We start from the raw sequence: 20096 nt of genomic DNA on the forward strand, positions 1-20096 counted from the left end.
GCACGACACGTACACGATCCCGACCGACCATAAGGACACGACCGCGTGACCGCAGACGCTCGAAGCCCGTTCCTCTCGCTCCACCTCCTGGAGACGCTCGTCGCCGTCCTCCCGGTCAGGGACGAGAACGGTCAGCCCAAGTCCCTTGTGTACGGCGGGTTCGAACGGCACATGATCACCAGCCAGGCCCGGCGCCGCGCCGAGCGCGTCTACGCCCGCAACCGCGCCAACGCCGGCATCGGCGCCCTCAAGGGCCGGAGCATGGGCACCCGGACACGGGAGTGGGCGCTCCTCACGGCGGCCGAACTCTCCTCCGAGCACGGCTGGGAGAAGGAGGAGGCCGTGACCACGGCGCGCGCCGTGATCGAGGCGAGCGGCCTGAAGTTCGGCGACCCGGCCAAGAAGACGGTGGCCAACCTGACCAAGGTGCTGATCTTCGCGCCCGCCGACGCGGGCACCAGGATCGCCCGGCACATCGCCGAGAACGCCGACGAGCTCCGGCCGTGGCGCGACAGCTACCTCGCCGGCCAGCAGAAGGCCTCGAAGAAGCCCCGCCGCGGCGCGGCGAAGAGCGCCGAGGAGCAGGAGAACGACGACGCGCAGGCAGCCACGGAGTCCGGTACCGCCGGACTTCCCGTTCTTCCCAAGGGCACGCGCAACGCCGTACTGCTCGCCATCGCGCCCCGTGACGCCGTGGACATCGCCCTCTACGGGCGCTTCCTCGCCGAGATCGCCGACTCGCCCAACGTCGACGGGGCGGTTCAGACCAGCCACGCCTTCACCGTGCACGCCGCGGAGCAGATCGAGGACTTCTACGCGGCGGCCGACGACGCGAAGCTCGACCGCAAGCGCAACGCCCTCAGCTTCCTGGACACGGCGGACGACGCGGGCGCGGGCATGACCGGGTACCAGTCGCTGATCTCCGGGACCTTCTACCGGCACGCCGTCCTGGACCGCCGCCAGCTCCGCGCCAACCTCCGGCAGGCCGGCATGGATGCTGAGGAAGCGGCTCTCGCCGCCGAGGCGGAGTTCGTCAACGCCTTCGTCGAGGCCGTTCCGGAGGCGAAGAAGAACTCCACCGCCTCCACCGGTTCGCTGCCGGGACTCGTGCTCGCCTTCGAGGGCGAGCGCCCGTACAACTACGCCGCCGCGTTCCAGAACCCGGTGGACGAGAACCCCGAGAACAGCGGCGGCGAGGGACCGGCCGGCCAGGCGGCGGTCCGCCGACTAATGCGGCACCACCTCTTCGTCAGCAAGCGCCGCGACGACCTGCGGTCCGCGCGCGTCCTCACCTACGCCCCGGAGATCGCGGACCTCCTGGAGACGGTGGACCTCACCGGGGCCGTGGACGTCGTGGACTCCATCGAGGACCTCACGCCGTGACCGACGCACCCGCGACGACCGGTTCCCCCGCCACCACCGGATCCACTGCGACGACCGAAGCACCGCAGCACGTCCTGCTCATCAGGCTGGCCGGGCCGCTGCAGTCCTGGGGCATCAAAGGCCGGTTCGCGCAGCGCGACACCCACACCCGGCCCACCAAGTCCGGAGTGATCGGCATCTGCGCGGCAGCCCTCGGCCTCGACCGGGAGGAGCCGCTCGACGAACTCGGGTCCGTCCTCTTCGGCGTCCGCGCCGACCGCCCCGGAACACCCATGCGCGACTACCACACCGTCGGGGGCGGAAAGTATCCCGTCCGCCCCCGCGACCTCGCGACGGACCACCGCCGGGCCGCGGCCGTGGAAGCGCTCGGGGAGCGGGGGGAGACAGCGAGTGGACCCTTCGGCAGCCACGCGCTGGCATCCTGGTACGGCGCACCGAAGCGGATCGCGGCGGACCCTCTCTCCGGGGCGCTGGTGGCGGGCGAGGTGAGCCGTCACGCCATGATCACCGAACGCTGGTACTTGTCCGACGCGGCCTTCCTCGTCGGCCTTCAGCACTCCGACCGGGCACTCCTCGAACGGATCGCCCACGCGCTGGAGCACCCGAAGCGCCTGCTCTGGCTGGGCCGCAAGTCCTGCCCTCCCTCGGGCGACCTCTTCGTCGGCATCGCCGCCGGCACCCTGCCGGAGGTCTTCGAAGGCCGGGCACTGCTCCCGGCAGCCGACGGCGGGAACCAGTCGCCGGACACCGGCGAGACCCGGTGGGCGTGGATCGAGAGCCCGCACCCGCTGCCGGGCGTCGGCCCGGTCCGCGACCAGCCCGAAAGCTTCCTCGCGAGCGGACCCGTCCACCGGCAGCGCTGGGAGTCCCGGCACCGCATCACCATCGCCCCGCACGCCACCGAATGGGACATCATCCCGTGAACACCCCACGCACCACCGAGCCCGCCCCCGCCCCCGCCCGTACGGCAGCCAGATTCGTCGCCACGCACACCCTGATCACGCTGGACGCCAGGCACCCCTTCACCGCCAAGTCGCTGATCGACGCCCAGGACATGCACCGGATCGTGATGAGCGGCTTCCGGGGCTGGGTCGACGACGGAAGCCGGGACGCCCGCGCCCAGATGAAGGTGCTCTCCAGCTGGACCGTCGACCTGAGCAGCGCCCGGCTCTCCCTGGTCGTCCAGTCCGCCGTCCCCGGCGACTGGAGCGGCTTGCCCCGAGCAGCGCTGGTCGAACCGCCGCACAGCCTGGTGGTGGACCGCACCTTCCGCACCGGGGACCGGCTCGACTTCCGCACGGTCGTCAACCCGGTCAGCAGCCGTCCCGCGGGGCCACCGGGAGCCGGAGGCCGTGGCAGCGGACGGGGCGTACGGGTGCCGCACACCCGCCCGGAGCACGTCAAGGCGTGGTTCGCCCGCCGCCTCCAGCCGGCCGGCGAACCGGCGGTGGCACCGGACGGCGTCGTCCGGCTCGGCGCCGACACGGACGTCGAACGGATGTCCCTCCGCATCCTCCCGAAGGTCTCCAGCCAAGGCCCCCACAAGGGCCTGCTCATCAGCCGCGCCGAGATCCGCGGCACCCTGACCGTCACGGACCCGCAGGCACTCACGGCCGCCCTCACCCACGGCGTCGGCCACGCCCGTGCCTACAGCTGCGGCCTGATCCTGGTCCGCTGACAGCCCGATGGGCATCTACGGGCCTGGTCGCCGCTATTCGGCCCCGGGACGGACCTTGCCCCCAGTCGGCTCTGGGGGCTAGGTCCGAGCTCGGATTCGTCCACACCGAGGGGCACGACGGGCAGCTGCCATGCCCGATGTCGAGGTCAACGAACTCTGGGACGAACGCGTCGGAACGGTTAGAGGCGGCGTCAACTGGTCTGGCACCGAAGGCCCGCCGGTGCCCGCTGCCTCCGACCCGGGCATGGGAGACGAACACCTGGCCGTCATCGGACCGGAGTTCACCGAGGACACGAGCAGCCCATGACCGTCATCATCCTCATCGCAGCCCCCGAAGGCCTCCGCGGACACCTCACCCGCTGGATGGTCGAGGTCAACGCCGGCGTCTTCGTCGGCACCCCCAGCCGCCGCATCCGCGACCGCCTCTGGGACCTCCTCGCCACCCGCATCGGCGACGGCCAAGCCGTCTTCGTCGAACCCGCCAGCAACGAACAGGGCTGGGCCGTCCGCACCGCCGGCAAGGACCGCTGGAAGCCCGTCGACTTCGACGGACTGATCCTCTCGGCCCGCTCCCGCTGGTAAAGCCGCAGGTCACGAAGCGTCGGCCCCGCATGCGCGGGGATAGCTCCAGGCGCTCCGCAGCCCACGCCCGCGACGCCCAGTCGGCCCCGCACGCGCGGGGATAGCTCCGGCAAGCTGTCGGTCTACCGGGTCGCCATCCGGTCGGCCCCGCACGTGCGGAGATAGCTCCCGCGAGCGCGAAGCCGATCCTCTCGGCGGCCGGCAGCCGATCCCAGGGGTGGAGCAGTCCCCGCGAGCGCGGGGCCGATAGATACACCAGGTCGATGCGGGACCAGGTCGAGGAGCAACCCCCGCGAGCGCGGGGCCGATGTCACCGAGGGGTACGAGCAGGGCGTCTGGGTGGAGCAACCCCCGCGAGCGCGGGGCCGATGCTTTCTGACCTGCTGGGATCCGGCTCAGTGGATGCCGGTTGATTCAGTTCGAATCGGTTGGCTGTCCGCGGAAGAACTCATGGGCTGTCGCCTTTCCCTCTTGCGTCCGCGTGGGTGGTCAGCGCTGCGATTAGCTCCGAAGCCTACGCGGACATGGTGCTGTTCGCGGGGCGATCACGTTCTCGCGAGGATGCCCGTCGGGTGGGTGGCAGCCGGGGCTACTCGTACGGGTTGTCCTGCTGGGTGAGGCCAGGAGCAGACACACGGACCCGAGCCACCCAAGCCCAGCTCCCGCCACCCGCCTCGCCGGGTCGACATGACGGCCCGACTGGTGCGCCCCGCATTGCGCGGACATCCGGCCGCCCCGGACGGCCGCCCCCGTCCCCACCCCGCGAGCCCGGCGCCGCGCCCTCCCCTCCCGGCCCGCCGTATCGGTGGGATGACCGATGTGCGGTGGTCGGGCGCGCGGCGATAGTCCTCGGGAGGGCGTTCGCGGGCTGGCCGTGGTGCGCCCGGTTCCTGAAAGGGCTTTCCATGGGTACGCACGCGGATCTGGTGTTTCTCAACGGACGGGTGGTCACGGTCGATGCGGACTTCTCCGTCGCCGAGGCCCTGGCGGTGACCGGCGGGGTGATCAGCGCTGTCGGTCGGCGGGACGACGTTGCCCCGCTCGTCGGGCCCCGTACCCGGGTTGTCGACCTGCGGGGGGCGACCCTGCTGCCCGGTATCAACGATTCCCACCTGCACGGGTGCGCGTTCGGCATGGCGACGCCGCCGCTCTCCCTCGACCTCGGCCACCCCGCAGTGTCCTCGTTCGGGGACGTGGCCGAAGCGGTACGGGAGGCGGTCGGCCTGGCCCCGGCCGGGCAGTGGATCACCGGGCACGGTTGGGACACCGGTTTTCTCGACGAGTGCCTCCTGGACCCGTCGCGGCAGCCCTCGCGGCACGACCTCGACGCCGTCAGCCCGGACCATCCCGTCGTGCTGTACTCCTTCTCCGGACACGCCACGTGGGTCAACTCCAAGGCCCTGGAGCTCATTGGGGTCGACCGGCACACCGTCGCCCCGCCCGGCGGAGCCATCGTGGTGGACGAGGCGGGGGAGCCGACCGGGTTGCTGCACGAGGCGGCTCAGGACTTCGTCCAGAACGCGCTGCCGCCGCTCAGCCGGCAGGAGCGGACCGACGCGATCAGGGCGACCCTCGCCACCCTCGCCCGGCTCGGCGTGACCAGCTACACGGAGCCCGGGCTCGGGCCCGGCGGTGAGGGCATCATGCGGGGTGCGCTCGGGGCGGAGACCCTCGACGTCTACCGCGAACTGCTGGCCGACGGTGAACTGACCGCCCGCGTCGGCGTCCTGCTCCTGCCGACCGGGATGGCGAGCACCACCGAGGAATTCGCCCGCGGCCTCGCGGACCTCGGCGGCGGACCCGGCGACGCGGATCCGCGCCGCCTCGCGGTCCACGGGGTCAAGGTCTTCGCCGACGGCATCGTGCCCAACAAGACGGCCTGGATGCACGAGCCGTACGTCGGCGGCGGCTGCGGCTCCCTGTGCGTCGGCGGCGACACCGACACCGAGCGCACCGCCGGGATCGACGCCATGATCCGGCTCGCCCACACCGCCGGGCACCAGTTGGGCGTCCACGTCACCGGCGACCGGGCCATCGACACCGTCGCGGACGCCTTCGCCGCGGCCGTGGCCGAGCACCCGCGGCCCGACGCCCGCCACTACGTCATCCACGGCGACTTCCTCACCGCGCACAGCATGCGGGTGTTGGCCGCACACGGCTTCGGCGTCAACATGAACCCCACCATCAAGTGGACTGTCGCCGACATGGAGGAGGAGTTCGTCGGCGCCGAACGGGCCGCCTACGCGTGGCCCTACCGCGACGCCATCGACGCCGGCGTGCGGGTCGCCAGCGGGTCCGACGCCCCCGTCACACACCCGGACTGGCGCCAGGGCCTCGCCACCATGATGCTGCGCGAGTCCAAGGCCGCCCGCCGGGTGAGCGGTCCGGAGCAGCGCATCGGCCTCGCCGAGGCGCTGCGCACCTACACGATCGACGCGGCCTGGCAGGACTTCGCCGACGACTGGAAGGGTTCCCTGGAGCCGGGCAAGGTCGCGGACCTGTGCGTGCTCGACGGGGACCTGCTCGGCGCCGACCCGCGTGACATCCCGTCGATGCCCGTCGTCCTCACCGTCATGGACGGACGGGTGGTGCACGACACCCTTCGCGACTGACGTACGCGATCGTCGCACTCCGGGTACCTGATCATCCTTGGGGATGGCAGCGGAGCGGAGTGCGGCGGACATCCTGGACGCGGCCGCCCCCGCCCCGCCTCCCGAGCGGCTGCCCGGGAGTTCGAACCGGCCGCTGATCCGAGCCCTGGCGCTGATCCGAGCCCTGGCGCTGATCCGCATGGTGCGAGAGGTGCGAACGAACCGTCTTGGCGCGGAAATTGATTGACCGTGTCGTATGACGAGGCCGAAGCCCAAGTGAGCGCGGCGCTACGTTCCGTACGCCCCGTTAGTTCCCTCACTCGACCGTGTCGAGCAATACAGTCGACCGACATGAGCACTTGATCAAGTCGCCTGTAAGGTGACTCGCAAGCGACTGCTGGTGTGCGACGAAAGGCACGGTCATGACTCAGAAGTCCGTCGGCGGGGCCCACGCGATCCCCGAGCGCCCCTCGCTTCCCTTGATCGGCCACGCCCTCAACCTCCCCGGCGGGGCCGACCTCCTGGTCCACATGATGAAGGAGGTCAAGGAGCTGGGGCCGGTCTACCGGCTGCGGATCTTCGGGGCCGAGACCGTCGTCGTCGGCGGCCTCGACCTGGTGGCCGAACTGGCCGACGAGACCCGGTTCCGCAAGAACGTGCACGGGGACCTCGTCGAGGTCCGGCAGATCGCCGGAGACGGCCTGTTCACCGCCTTCAACCACGAGCCGAACTGGCGCAAGGCGCACGACATCCTGATGCCGACGTTCTCCCTGGGCGCGATGCGCGGCTACCACGGCACGATGCTCAAGGTCGCCCGGTCCCTCATCGGCAAGTGGGACCGGCTCGCCGGCGTGCAACCCGTGGACGTCCCCGACGACATGACCCGGCTCACCTTCGACACCATCGGACTGTGCGGCTTCGGCTACGACTTCGAGTCGTTCCGCCGCAGTGACGCCCACCCCTTCGTCGAGGCGATGGCCCGCGCCCTGCACTTCACCCAGGAGAAGAGCGAATCCATCCCCGGCTCGGAGCTCTTCAAGCGCAAGCAGATCGAACGGTTCCGCCGGGACGCCGAGTTGATGACGGACCTGGTCGACGACGTCATCCGGCGGCGCCGGGCCTCCGGCGACACCGGCACCGACGACCTCCTCGGCAGGATGCTGCACACCAAGGACGCGGTGACGGGCGAGCCGCTGGACGACGTGAACATCCGCCACCAGGTGATCACGTTCCTCATCGCCGGGCACGAGACCACCAGCGGCGCGCTCTCCTTCGCGCTCTACTACCTCACCAAGCACCCCGAGGTCCTCAACCGGGCCCAGGCCGAAGTGGACGCCCTGTGGGGCGACACCGAGAACCCCGAGCCCGACTACGGGGACGTCGGCAGGCTCAGCTATGTCCGCCAGGTGCTCAACGAGAGCCTCCGCCTGTGGCCGACCGCCCCCGGCTTCGCCGTGGAGCCCCTCGAGGACACGGTCATCGGAGGCAAGTACGCCGTACGCAAGGGCGAGTCGCTGATGGTGATCACCCCCGCCCTGCACCGCGACCCCGCCTGGGGCGAGAACGTCGAGCTGTTCGACCCGGAGCGCTTCTCGCCCGAGCGGGAGGAGGTGCGGTCGGTCCACCTCTTCAAGCCGTTCGGCAACGGCGAACGCGCTTGCATCGGGCGGCAGTTCGCCCTGCACGAGGCCACCCTGCTGCTCGGCCTCCTGGTACACCGCTACCGCCTGATCGACCACGCCGACTACCAGCTGAAGATCAAGTCGTCGCTCACCATCAAGCCCGACGCGTTCACGCTCGACCTGGCCCGCCGCACCAGCGGCGAGCGCAGGACGCCCGCCCCCGCCCCGGCCCCCGCCCCCGCCTGCGCCACGACCACGGCCACCGGCGGCCACGCCCGGACGACCACGGTCCGGCGCGCCGCCGGCACCGCCCTCACCCTGCTGCACGGCTCCAACCTCGGCACCTGCGCGGGCATCGCCCGGGACCTCGGCGTCGACGCCGAGGACCACGGCTTCACCCCGTCCGTCGCCTCCCTCGACGACCGCGCCGGCCGGCTCCACGCCGCCGACGGCCCGGTGGTGATCGTGGCCGCCTCCTACAACGGCCGGCCCACCGACGACGCGGCCGAGTTCGTCGCCTGGCTCGACGGCCTGGAGCCCGGCGCGCTCGGCGGACTCCAGTACGCCGTCCTCGGCGCCGGCGACCGCAACTGGGCGGCGACCTACCAGCGGGTCCCCACACTCATCGACGAACGCCTGGCGGCGGCCGGCGCCACCCCGGTCCTCGACCGCGCATCCGCCGACGCCTCCGGTGACTTCGCGGGCACGGTCGACCGGTGGACGACCGAACTGTGGACCGTACTGCTCGACCGGTACGGCGCGGCGGTGGCGGAAGCCGGCCCGGCCGCCCCGGCCGCCTCGGCCACCGAAGTGCACGACGAGGGGCAGGGCCAGGACCAGGGCCAGGATCAGGGGCAGGGCCTGTACGAACTCCAGGACACCGCCGAATCCGTCACCGCCGGACTCGCCGCCCGCCACGGCCTCCTCCCGATGGAGGTGCTCGACGCCCGCGAACTCGTCGACACCGACCACGAACTCGGCCGCTCCAAGCGCTTCCTGAGGCTGCGACTGCCCGAAGGCGTCACCTACCGCACCGCCGACCACCTCGCCCTGCTCCCGAGCAACCCGAAAGCCCTGGTGCAGCGGGTCGCCGACCGGTTCGGCCTCGACCTCGACCGCACCGTCCGGCTGCGCGCCCGCCGCCGCAGCCGCAACGCCCTGCCCGTCGACCGCCCGCTGACGCTGCGCCGACTGCTCACCGACTTCGTCGAACTCCAGGACACCGCCACCCAGGAACAGGTCGCCGTGCTCGCCGCACACACCGCCTGCCCGCCCGAGAAGCAGCCGCTGACCCGACTCGCCACGGCGGACCCGGAGGAGTTCCGGCAGCAGGTCACCGCCGCCGGACACAGCGTCCTGGACCTGCTGGAGCGCTACCGCGCCTGCGAACTGCCCTTCGAGCACTACCTCGAACTGCTACCGGTCCTGCGCCCCCGCCACTACTCCGTCTCGTCGTCCGCCGCCGCCCAGCCCGGCGAGGTGGACCTGATGGTCTCGCTGCTCGCCGCACCCCACCGCGCAGGCGAGGGCACCTTCCGCGGCATCGCCTCCCACCACCTGCAGACCATCCGGGCCGGCGACACCGTCCAGGCGCGGATACTGCCCTGCGGTGAGTCCTTCCGTCTCCCGGCGGACCCGTCCGTCCCGGTGATCCTGGTCAGCGCCGGCACCGGCCTCGCCCCCTTCCGCGGCGCGGTCCTCGACCGGCACCACACCGGCTCGACCGGCACCCTGCTGTGCTACTTCGGCTGCGACCACCCGGACGTCGACTACCTGCACCGGGAGGAGTTCGAGGCGGCGGACGCGGCCGGAGCCGTCAGCATGCGCCCCACCTTCATGCACGCGCCCGTCGACGGCGCCCGCTTCGTCCAGGACCGCATCGCCCGCGAGAGCGACGAGGTCTGGGCAGTCCTGCAAGCAGGCGGCCGGGTGTACATCTGCGGCGACGGCCGCCGGATGGCCCCCGCCGTACGGGAGGCGTTCACGGCCGTCCACCGCGAACACACCGGCGCGAACGACGAGGAGGCCGCCGCCTGGCTGGCCGAGCTGATCGAGTCCGGCCGCTACGTCGAGGACGTCTGGGCCGGCTGACCCCGGGCACGCGTGAGGCCCCACCGTCGTCGACGACGGTGGGGCCTCACGCCACCTTCTTCTCAGTCCGTCGGCACGTCCGCGAGCTCCAGCCGCCCCCCGGCCAGGGCCACGGTCGCCGACACCAGCGCCTGCAGGCCGACCCGCTCGGAGGCGTCGTCCGGCAGACAGAGGCGCTGCATCGTCAGCCCGTCGAACCCGGCGAGGAAGAACCGGGCGACCGTCGCCGCAGGCTGGACCAACTCGTGCCCCGCCCGCGCCGCCGCCTCGGCCACCAACTGCGCCGTCACCTCTATGACCCGCCGGTAGTGCTCCTGGCGGGCCTCGGCCAGCCGAGGAGTACGGAGGGCGAACATGGTCAACTCGGTGAGCAACTGGTGATTCGTCGCCGGCTCCAGCACGGTCCGCCACAACTCACCCGCCAACGCGGCGACCGTCTCCGCGAACCCGCCACCCTCCGGCGCCGCCCGCCCCACCCGAGCGGTCAGCTCGTCGGTGATCTGGTCCATGACCGCCCGGTACAGGTCCTCCTTCGTACCGAAGGTGTAATGCACCGTGGCCTGGGAGACCCCCAGCTCGGCAGCGATCGCCCGCGTACTGCCGGCGGCGACGCCCTCCCTGGACATGAGGTCGATGGCCGCCTTGATGAGCTGCGGACGGCGCTCGGCGGCAGTGACATGAGCCATCCGGCGATTATAGCGACTTAGTCTCCCGATTCAGTCGATCATTCGCCGCCGGCGGGACAGTCCCCGCGGAGCGCGGGGCCGATGCGGCATCGAAATTCCAGCGCAGAAAATCAAGGGAGCAATCCCCGCGAGCGCGGGGCCAATACTTTCTGACCTGCGGTGATTCGGCTCAGTGGGCGTCGGTTGATTCAGTTCGATTCGATTGGCTGTCCGCGGCAGGGACCGACAGGCAGGCGGCCAACCGCCGTACCGCTACCGGATGGTGGGCTGTCCCGGTGGTGGGCGCGCGCTTGAACATACCCGTGATCCGGCACATCAGGGGATCTGGGCTTCTATGTCGGCGAGTTGGGCGGCGAGGATCTCCTCGAACGCTGCGCGGCGGTCCGCTCCGAGGGGGCGGATGTCGCGGGCGAAGTGGGCCAGGGCGGGGAAGCGTTCGGGGTCGGCGCCGAGTACCGCTACGCGGAACTGCTCCATGGCCTGTTCGTGTTCCGTGGGGGTGATGGTGCTGATGCCGGCCTCGGAGGCGATCAGCGAGGCGAGGAGGATCACGAGGCGGTGGTATCGCACCGGGATCTGTTCTTCGGGCAGGCCGGACGCGCGGAGGGCCTGCAGCAGTTCCTCCATGACCAGTCGCGATCCGGTGCCGCCGGACGCGTAGCGTCCCCACACCGTGGCGAGTTGGGGTTGTTCGCCGAAGGCCTCCCGCAGGCGCAGGGCCAGGGCGGTGATGCGCTGCTTCCAGTCGCCCTCGGGGTGGTAGCCGTCCATGGCGGCCAGCAGGATCCGGTCGGCGACCGCGCGCAGCAGTTCGGTCTTGTTGCGGAAGTGCCGGTAGAGGCTGGAGGAGTCGGTCCCGAGTGCTGCGGCGAGTTTGCGCACGCTGAACGACTCGGCGTCGCCCGTGCGTAGCAGCTCCGCCGCGGTGTCGAGGATCTCCTCGGTCGACCATCGCCTTCGGCCGGTCATCTCGCCCCTTCCGTCCGGGCTCAGCCTAGCCCATGCACTTGCCGTTGCGCGCACCGCGTGCATACTGGGGGCAACACTGTCCGAACGCACTGACATGCCCGGCATCCGGCCGGGAGGGGAGACGGAGAGATGAGCGACGTCACTGCCGTGACACGACCGCCGGAGCCGGACTTCTCGGCGATCACGGCCGAGGAACTGCGCACCTACCGCGACGCGGAGAACCGATTCCGGGCCTCCGACGCGGCGCGGTCGATCCTCGGGGAACCGGACACCGGCGCCGCGATCGACTGGCGGGAGATCGCGCTGTCCGGCCGCGACTTACCGGTCCGGGTCTACCGGCCGGCGCTGACCGAAGACGACGGAACAACCGCCCAAGCCGACCTGCCACTCGTGGTCCACGTTCACGGGGGCGGCTTCGTGGGCACGGCGGTCCAGTGCGACTGGACCAACAGCCACCTCGCCGCCCGACTGCCCGCGCTCGTCGTCTCCGTCGAGCACCGCCTCCTCGCCCCCGGCAGTCCGCTCGCGAACGCGGCCGACGACGGCTGGGACGTACTCGACCACGTGGTGCGGCATGCCGCACGGTGGGGCGTCGACCCGGCGCGCACGGCCGTCTTCGGTGAGAGCTGCGGTGCACTGATCACCGCGCTGACGGCCATCCGCGCCAGGGACGCCGGCCTGGAGCTCAAGGCGCAGGTGCTGGTCAACCCCGTGGTCGACGTGACCGAGACGATGGTCGACCACCCCTCGATCGCCGAGTACGCGTACAGCCCGACCCGGGCCCTGCCGCAACTGCGGCTCGTCCAGCGGCTCGCCGTACCGCCGGGAGCCGACGCCGGCGCGGTCTCACCCCTTTACGCGGACGACCTGAGCGGACTGGCCCCGGCCCTCGTGGTGGTGCCCACCCAGGACGCGGTCGCCGACCACGGCCGCCGCTACGCCGAGCGGCTGCGCGCGGCCGGGACGCCCGCGCGCCTCTCCGAATACCCGGGCGCGAAGCACGCGTTCCTCACCCTGCCCGGCCTGGAACCGCAGGCCGAGGCCGCCCAGGCGGAGATCCTCCGGTTCCTCCGCGCGGCCCTGGCGACGTGACGTCGGAACGACGCTCTCCACCCGTGGACCTGCCGGCCCAGCGGTCTCCCGGCGCGGCCTCGGTTTCATGAGTACGACGGGGTACCGACGGGCCCATCAACTCGTACGAGGCTGCGGTCCCTCCGCGGTAGGCCCTGATGGGCATCGCCACGTTGAGCAACCCCCGCGAGCACGGGGCCGATGCGATGGGCGCCGGTCGTGGTCGGTTCGCGCCCCGACGGTCGATGCCGTCTCGGCGGGATGCTGTCGCGGCCGCACCCGGCGTGATCGTGCCTGACGTGAGAGAGGCCGGGATCGGTGTGAGACTGGGCACGGAAGGGGTGATCCTGTGTCGGACCCACCGTACGAGTCCGTCGGCCCCGACACCGCCGTCGACGAGAGTCGGCTGGAGGAGCTGATCGTCGAGGCGCAGACGGCCTTGCCGGTCGAACTGCCCGCTCTGGCGAACCGGTGCGCCGCAGCCCTGGGCATGGACACCGCGTCGATCTACCTCGTCGACCTGCAGCAGCGGCTGCTCGTCCCGCTCGACGAGGCCTTGGAACGGGTGCCGGTGGACCGCTCGCCGGCCGGCTGGGCGTACCGCAGGGTCTCCCCGCAGGTGGCAGCCGACGGCGGCGGCATGATCGTCTGGATGCCGCTGGTCGACGGTGCGGAGCGGCTGGGCGTGCTGGCGGTGCGGACCGCCGTGCTGGACGGCGTGCGGATGCGCCGCAGCCGGATGCTGGCCCATCTGTTCGCCATGCTGATCACCTCCAAGCGCACCTACAGCGACTGGCTCGCCTCCCTCACCCGCACCACGACCATGGGGTTGCCCGCCGAGATGCTTCGGGCCTTCCTGCCGCCCCACACCGTCGGCAGCAGCCGGTGCGTCTCGACCGCGGTCCTGGAACCGGCGTACGACGTCGCCGGCGACGCCTTCGACCACTCGGTGATCAAGAACGTGCTGCACACCATGATCCTCGACTCCATGGGTCACGACCTGACCTCCGGCCTGACCACGTCGGTCGCCATGGCGGCGGCGCGTAACGCCCGCCGTGCCGGCCGCACCCCGGTCGACGTCGTCGGTTCCGTGGACCAGGCGCTCGCCCGATGGCTGCCCGACCACTTCTGCACCGGCGTGCTGTGCAGGCTCGACGCGGAGACCGGGGTGCTGCACTGGATCAACTGCGGTCACCCTGCGCCACTGCTGATCCGTGCCGACCGGGTGCTGCACGGAGCGCTGGACAGCCCCCCGCAGCCTCCGATCGGCCTGGCCGGCCAACTCGTCCCGGGAGTCCGACAGGTCCACGAGACGACGCTGGAACCGGGCGACCGTGTCCTGCTCTACACCGACGGCGTCGTGGAGGCACGCGACGTGGACGGTGCGGAGTTCGGCCTCGACCAGTTCACCGACTTCATCATCCGCTCCTCCGCCGCCGGCCAGCGCCCGGCCGAGGTGCTGCGGCTGCTCATCCACGCCATCCTCGACCACCAGCGCGACCGACTGCGGGACGACGCGACCATCCTGATCTTCGAATGGCGCCCGCAGCACCCGTGACGCGCTCTTGCCCCTACCCTCTGCCGCCCGTCCGCCCGTCCGCCCGTCCGCCTGTCCGCCCGCCTGTCGGCCCGTCCGCCACCGCGCAGCGTTACCCCTCGTACCCGGAACGGGAGGGACTGGCCGCCCGGAGCTCAGGTACGGCACCACCGGTCGCCCGGAGCACCGCTACCGGACGACCTGGCAGTACACCCCGGACGGCTCCGGGGCACCAACCTGCCGGCGGTTCGTTCGGCTCTCCAGCGGATTCGGGCGTGCGCACCACCGGTGTGGGTGGCAGCGTGGAGGAGGGAGCCGGATACGCGGGGACGGCCTGCATGCACAGAGCGGACAGCCACGCCACCGGGGGGACGGAACCTGGCGGACCGGGGGAGTACCGGTCCGCCAGGGGGCGGTCACGCTCGAAGCTGGGGACGCACAGTGTCGCCGGGCAGGTGTTCGTGTGGCTGTTGGTCGTCGTGGTGCTGCTGGTCGGTGCCGCGCTGACGGCGCTCGTCCTGCAGGCCCGCGGCTACGCCACGAGTGACGCCGCGCACCGTACGCGCGCCGCGGCCGTCACCATGGCGCAGGCCCCCACGGTGACGGCCGCTCTGGGCAGCGCCGACCCGACCGCGGTGCTGCAGCCGCTGGCCCTGGACGTCGCGAACAAGGGCGGCTTCGACTACGTCGTGATCGCCGGCCCCGACGGGACGCGCTACGCGCAGACCGCCCAGCCCGAGCTGATCGGGCAGCACCTCATCGGCCCGTACGAGCAGGCCCTCAAGGGACCGATCACCACCAGCTTCACCGCGCCCATCGGACGGGTCGTGGAAAGCAGCGCGCCGGTCACCAGGCCGGACGGCTCGGCCGCCGGCCTGGTCCAGGTCGGCGTCACCGTCGCGCACGTGAGCAGTACGGTGAGCAGCCAGTTGCCGGTCCTGTTCGGCGGTGCGGCCGCCGCGCTCGCCGTGAGCACGGGCGGGGCAGTGCTGGTGCGGCGGCGGTTGCGCCGCCAGACCCACGGCCTGGGCCCGGCCGAGATGACGCGGATGTACGAGCACCACGACGCGGTGCTGCACGCTGTGCGCGAGGGCGTGCTGATCGTCGGCGGGGACGGGCGGGCGCTGCTGGCGAACGACGAGGCCCGGCGGCTGCTGAAGCTGCCGCCCGAGGTGGAGGGGCGGCCGATCACCGAGCTCGGGCTCGATCCGGGGCTGGCCGAGCTGCTGGTGTCCGGGCAGGCCGCCACCGACGAGGTGCATCCGGCCGGGGACCGGCTGCTCGCCGTCAACATCCGCTCCACGGCGCCGTTCGGCGGTGGGCCCGGCAGCGTCGCGACGATCCGGGACACCACCGAGCTGCGGGCGCTGGCCGGGCAGGCCGAGGCGGCCCGGGGCCGGCTGCAGCTGCTCTACGACGTCGGGCTGCGGGTCGGCACTACCCTGGACATCGTGCGGACCGCCCAGGAGCTGGCGGATGTGACGGTTCCCAGGTTCGCGGACTTCGCCACCGTCGAGCTGGCCGAGGCGGTGCTGCACGGTGACGAGCCGCTCCCCGGCACGGGCGTCGCGGGAGGCCCGCGGATCCGCCGGGTGGCCGCGGGCGGCATCCGCGAGGACCGGCCGTTCTACCCGGTGGGTTCGCAGATCAGCCCGCTGCCCGGCACGCCGGAGGCCACTGCCATGGAGAGCGGGCGTGCCACGCTGGTCGCCGACCTGCGTCAGGCACACGCGTGGCGGGCACGCGACCCGCAGACCGCCGACCGAATCCTCGCGTACGGGGTCCACTCGCTGATCTCCACGCCGCTGGAGGCACGCGGCCAGCCCCTGGGCACGGTCAGCTTTTGGCGTGCGGGGCGGTCGGAGCCGTTCGGGCCGGAGGATGTCGCCTTCGCCGAGGAGCTGATCGCCCGCGCGGTGATCTGTGTCGACAACGCCCGCCGCTACACCCGCGAGCGCCGGATGGCCGAGGCACTGCAGCGCAGTCTGCTGCCCCGGGGACTGCCCGAGCAGAGCGCCCTGGAGACGGCCTACCGCTACCTGCCGGCGCTGAACAGGGTCGGCGGGGACTGGTTCGACGTCATCCCGCTGCCCGGCTTCCGCGTGGCACTGGTCGTCGGCGACGTCGTCGGGCACGGCCTGCACGCCGCCGCGACCATGGGCCGACTGCGCACAGCCGTTCTCAACTTCGCCACCCTCGACCTGCCCCCGGACGAGTTGCTCGCCCGTCTCGACGAACTGGTCGGCCGGCTCGACCAGGACGAGGCGGGGGAGGGAGAAGGCGACATCGAGGGCCGGGACGAGGGTGAGGGTGAGCGGACGGTCACGGGCGCCACCTGCCTGTACGCGATCTACGACCCGGTCTCCGGACACTGCACCATGGCGCGGGCGGGTCACCCACCGCCCGCACTGGTCCGCGTCGACGGCAGCGTGGAGTTCGTCGACCTGCCCGCCGGGCCACCACTCGGCGTGGGCGGCCTGCCCTTCGAAGCCACCGAACTCCAGCTGGCACCCGGCGCCGTTCTGGTCCTCTACACCGACGGACTCGTCACCAACCGCGACCGCGACCTGGAGGCCGGACTCGCCACGCTGCGCCGTTCCCTGGCGAACGCCCACGCGGACGCGTCCCCGGAGGAGACCTGCCGGGCCGTGTTCGACGCGCTGGCCCCGCCGCGTCCGAGCGACGACATCGCGCTCCTCGTCGCACGCACGCAACTGCTCGCGCCCGACCAGGTGGCCACCTGGGACGTACCCGCCGACTTCGCCGCCGTCTCCCGCGTCCGCAACGCGTGCAACGACCAGCTCGCCGCCTGGGACCTGGAGGAACTGGCCTTCACCACCGAGCTGATCCTCAGCGAACTGGTCACCAACGCCATCCGCTACGGCAGTGAGCCCATCCGCGTCCGCATGCTGCGCGACACCAGCCTGGTCTGCGAGGTCTCGGACGGCAGCAGTACCGCCCCGCACCTGCGCTACGCGGACACCACGGACGAGGGGGGCCGGGGCCTGTTCCTGGTGGCCCAGCTGGCCGAACGATGGGGAACCAGGTACACGGCGCGCGGCAAGGTCATCTGGTCGGAGCAGCCACTGACCGCACCCGAGTTCCGGTTCGAGGCGATGCTGCTGTAACCGGGGTTCCGAAGCGCCGGGGTTCCGAAGCGGCTTTCCTCGGCCCGGTCACGCCGCGGAAGCGCCCTGACCCGGATCCCGTGGCCGCGGGCCCACTGGGCGCGGCTCCGGAGCGTGAGGTCTCGATCTCGGCGTAGGCGTCGGCAGCACCGGTTTCGAGGGGGTCGTTCGCCGCCGCACACCGGGTACGCGATTGCCCTAACCCCCGTGGAGACCTTCAGGCCCCGGGGTTAGCCTCGGTCTGAAGTTCCCGGGCGGCTGATTCGCGCGCCTGGCGCCCAGGCACGACGTCAAGGAGGACGGCATGGCTGGGATCTTTCTTGCGGGCGCATCCGTCGCGGCCGGGCCCGAGTTGACCGGGTCGGGCCGGACGCTGCTGGTGATCGTCGCGGTGATCGGGGCAGGAGCCCTGGTGGTGGCCTGGGCGCTTGCGCGCCAGGTCCTGGCCGCGGACGAGGGCACCGAAACGATGAGGCGGATCGCCGGGGCGGTTCAGGAGGGCGCGAACGCCTACCTGAGGCGCCAGTTCCGCACCCTGGGCGTCTTCGCCGGTGTGGTGCCCTTCGTGCTGTTGCTGTTACCGGCGGACAACTGGGGCCAGCGGATCGGGCGTTCGGTGTTCTTCCTGGTCGGGGCGGTGTTCTCGGCGACGACGGGGTACGTCGGGATGCAGCTCGCGGTACGCAGCAACGTTCGGGTGGCGGCGGCGGCCCGGGCGGGGACGCCGCCCGTCCCGGCCGTCGAGTCCTGGGAGGGGCCGACGGCGGCATCGATCGTGCGAAGGGTGTCGCACCGGGCGATGCGGATCGCCTTCCGTACCGGTGGAGTGGTGGGGATGTTCACCGTGGGGCTGGGTCTCATGGGGGCGGCCACGGTGGTGCTGATCTACCAGGCGAACGCGCCGAAGGTGCTGGAGGGCTTCGGCTTCGGTGCGGCGTTGCTGGCGATGTTCATGCGGGTGGGCGGCGGGATCTTCACCAAGGCCGCGGACGTGGGCGCGGACCTGGTGGGCAAGGTCGAGCAGGGGATCCCCGAGGACGATCCCCGCAACGCGGCGACGATCGCCGACAACGTGGGTGACAACGTGGGCGACTGCGCGGGGATGGCGGCCGACCTGTTCGAGTCCTACGCCGTGACCCTGGTCGCCGCGCTGATCCTGGGCGGAGCCGCCTTCGGCGACAACGGGCTGACCTTCCCCCTGGTGGTGCCCGCCATCGGGGTGCTCACGGCGGTCCTGGGCATTCAGACGGTCTCCCCCCGGCCCACGGACCGCAGCGGGATGACCGCCATCAACCGCGGCTTCCTCGTCTCCGCCGCGGTGTCCCTCGCGCTGGTGGCCGGCGCGGTGTTCGCGTTCCTGCCGGCCCACTTCTCCGGACTGCACGGGGTGCCTGCCGAGATCACCCGGCACGCGGGCAGTCCGCGGCTGTTCGCCCTGGCGGCGGTGGCCATCGGGATCGTGCTGGCCGCCGTCATCCAGCAACTGACCGGCTACTTCACCGAGACCACCCGCCGCCCGGTACGGGACCTGGGCAGGACCTCGCTGACCGGGCCGGCCACCGTGGTGCTCTCCGGCGTCGCGCTCGGCCTGGAATCGGCTGTGTACTCCGCGCTGGCCATCGGAGCCGCCGTCTACGGCGCCTTCCTGCTCGGCGGCGGCTCGCTGATCCTGTCCTTGTTCGCGGTCGCGCTGGCCGGGACCGGGCTGCTGACCACCGTCGGTGTGATCGTCGCGATGGACACCTTCGGCCCGGTCTCCGACAACGCCCAGGGCATCGCGGAGATGTCCGGAGACATCACCGGCGCCGGCGCCCAGGTGCTCACCGAACTGGACGCCGTCGGCAACACCACCAAGGCGATCACCAAGGGCATCGCCATCGCCACCGCGGTGCTCGCCGCCACCGCGCTGTTCGGCTCCTACACCGACACCATCGCGACCGCCGAGGCGCAGATCGGCCCGGCCGCCCACGGACCGAGCCTGAGCCTGGCCATCGACCGGCCCAACAACCTGGTCGGCCTGCTGGTCGGCGCAGCCGTCGTCTTCCTCTTCTCCGGCCTGGCGATCAACGCCGTCTCGCGCTCCGCCGGCGCGGTCGTCTTCGAGGTCCGGCGCCAGTTCCGGACCCGGCCCGGCATCATGGACGGCACCGAGCGGCCCGAGTACGGCCGTGTGGTGGACATCTGCACCCGGGACGCGCTGCGCGAGCTGGTCACCCCGGGCCTGCTCGCCGTGCTGACCCCGATCGCCCTCGGCTTCCTCCTCGGCGTCGGTCCGCTGGGCTCCTTCCTGGCCGGAGCGATCGGCGCGGGCACCCTGATGGCCGTCTTCCTGGCGACCTCGGGCGGCGCCTGGGACAACGCCAAGAAACTGATCGAGGACGGTCACCACGGCGGCAAGGGCAGTCCCGCGCACGCGGCCACCGTCATCGGCGACACGGTGGGAGACCCCTTCAAGGACACCGCAGGACCAGCCATCAACCCGCTTCTGAAGGTGATGAACCTGGTCTCCCTCCTGGTGGCGCCCGCGATCGTCAACCTCAGCTTCGGGGCGCACGCCAACCTGGGCCTCCGGCTGACCATCGCCCTGCCGGCCCTGGCGGTCGTCGTCCTCGCCGTGTGGATCTCCAAGCGCCGGGGCACCATCGTCGGCACCGACGAAACGCCCACCGGCACCCACGCGCCGGAGGAACCCGCGCCCGTCCGGTGACGAGTCCGTCCGGTGACGAGTCCGTCCGGTGACGAGTCCGTCCGGTGACGA

Annotated in this window: 14 protein-coding genes; 12 read left to right on the forward strand and 2 right to left on the reverse strand. The window is 71.9% G+C overall.

Features of this window, described 5'->3' with window-relative positions:
• The first annotated feature begins 45 nt into the window (after positions 1-45).
• The 8 genes from ACGF13_RS09290 to ACGF13_RS09325 all read left to right on the forward strand — a co-directional run bounded on the left by ACGF13_RS09290 (position 46) and on the right by ACGF13_RS09325 (position 9947).
• The gene (locus ACGF13_RS09290; RefSeq protein ID WP_392870900.1) at positions 46-1383 is read left to right on the forward strand and encodes a type I-E CRISPR-associated protein Cas7/Cse4/CasC; all 1338 of its coding nucleotides are present in this window, start codon (positions 46-48) and stop codon (positions 1381-1383) included.
• On the forward strand, positions 1380-2306 hold the full coding sequence (cas5e, locus tag ACGF13_RS09295) for a type I-E CRISPR-associated protein Cas5/CasD (RefSeq protein WP_392870903.1): 927 nt from the start codon (positions 1380-1382) through the stop codon (positions 2304-2306). Before ACGF13_RS09290 ends, cas5e begins: the two co-directional genes overlap by 4 nt.
• Positions 2303-3061, forward strand: coding sequence for a type I-E CRISPR-associated protein Cas6/Cse3/CasE (locus ACGF13_RS09300; RefSeq protein WP_392870906.1), 759 nt, complete (start codon positions 2303-2305; stop codon positions 3059-3061). The genes cas5e and ACGF13_RS09300 overlap by 4 nt, the downstream gene beginning before the upstream one ends.
• A gap of 130 nt (positions 3062-3191) precedes the next feature.
• Entirely contained in the window at positions 3192-3368 is a 177-nt protein-coding gene (locus ACGF13_RS09305; protein ID WP_392870909.1) for a hypothetical protein, read from the forward strand.
• Positions 3365-3643, forward strand: a complete 279-nt coding sequence (gene cas2e / locus ACGF13_RS09310) for a type I-E CRISPR-associated endoribonuclease Cas2e (protein ID WP_392870912.1) — start codon at positions 3365-3367, stop codon at positions 3641-3643. Before ACGF13_RS09305 ends, cas2e begins: the two co-directional genes overlap by 4 nt.
• A gap of 905 nt (positions 3644-4548) precedes the next feature.
• Entirely contained in the window at positions 4549-6255 is a 1707-nt protein-coding gene (locus tag ACGF13_RS09315) for an amidohydrolase (RefSeq protein WP_392870914.1), read from the forward strand.
• A gap of 43 nt (positions 6256-6298) precedes the next feature.
• A complete protein-coding gene (locus ACGF13_RS09320) occupies positions 6299-6481 on the forward strand; it encodes a hypothetical protein (protein ID WP_392870916.1) in 183 nt (60 codons plus the stop codon).
• A 175-nt stretch (positions 6482-6656) separates the two neighbouring features.
• Positions 6657-9947 carry a bifunctional cytochrome P450/NADPH--P450 reductase gene (locus ACGF13_RS09325; protein ID WP_392870918.1) on the forward strand — a complete coding sequence of 1097 codons (3291 nt, stop codon included), beginning with the start codon at positions 6657-6659 and terminating at the stop codon, positions 9945-9947.
• Positions 9948-10009: 62 nt separating this feature from the next.
• Here ACGF13_RS09325 and ACGF13_RS09330 read toward each other — a convergent pair whose 3' ends face one another.
• Complete coding sequence (locus ACGF13_RS09330) at positions 10010-10633, reverse strand: TetR/AcrR family transcriptional regulator (protein WP_392870921.1); 624 nt, start codon at positions 10631-10633, stop codon at positions 10010-10012.
• Between the two features lie 315 nt (positions 10634-10948).
• Complete coding sequence (locus ACGF13_RS09335) at positions 10949-11602, reverse strand: TetR/AcrR family transcriptional regulator (RefSeq protein WP_392870924.1); 654 nt, start codon at positions 11600-11602, stop codon at positions 10949-10951.
• Positions 11603-11731: 129 nt separating this feature from the next.
• On the opposite strand from ACGF13_RS09335, the gene ACGF13_RS09340 reads away from it, so the two are divergent.
• The 4 genes from ACGF13_RS09340 (at position 11732) to ACGF13_RS09355 (ending at position 20045) form a co-directional block, all read left to right on the forward strand.
• Positions 11732-12694, forward strand: a complete 963-nt coding sequence (locus tag ACGF13_RS09340) for an alpha/beta hydrolase (protein ID WP_392870927.1) — start codon at positions 11732-11734, stop codon at positions 12692-12694.
• Positions 12695-13022: 328 nt separating this feature from the next.
• A complete protein-coding gene (locus tag ACGF13_RS09345; RefSeq protein WP_392870930.1) occupies positions 13023-14231 on the forward strand; it encodes a PP2C family protein-serine/threonine phosphatase in 1209 nt (402 codons plus the stop codon).
• Positions 14232-14548: 317 nt separating this feature from the next.
• On the forward strand, positions 14549-17338 hold the full coding sequence (locus ACGF13_RS09350) for a SpoIIE family protein phosphatase (RefSeq protein WP_392870933.1): 2790 nt from the start codon (positions 14549-14551) through the stop codon (positions 17336-17338).
• A gap of 304 nt (positions 17339-17642) precedes the next feature.
• A complete protein-coding gene (locus ACGF13_RS09355; protein ID WP_392870936.1) occupies positions 17643-20045 on the forward strand; it encodes a sodium-translocating pyrophosphatase in 2403 nt (800 codons plus the stop codon).
• Positions 20046-20096 lie beyond the last annotated feature (51 nt).

This window comes from Kitasatospora sp. NPDC048286 (assembly GCF_043201735.1).
Classification (GTDB): Bacteria; Actinomycetota; Actinomycetes; order Streptomycetales; family Streptomycetaceae; genus Kitasatospora.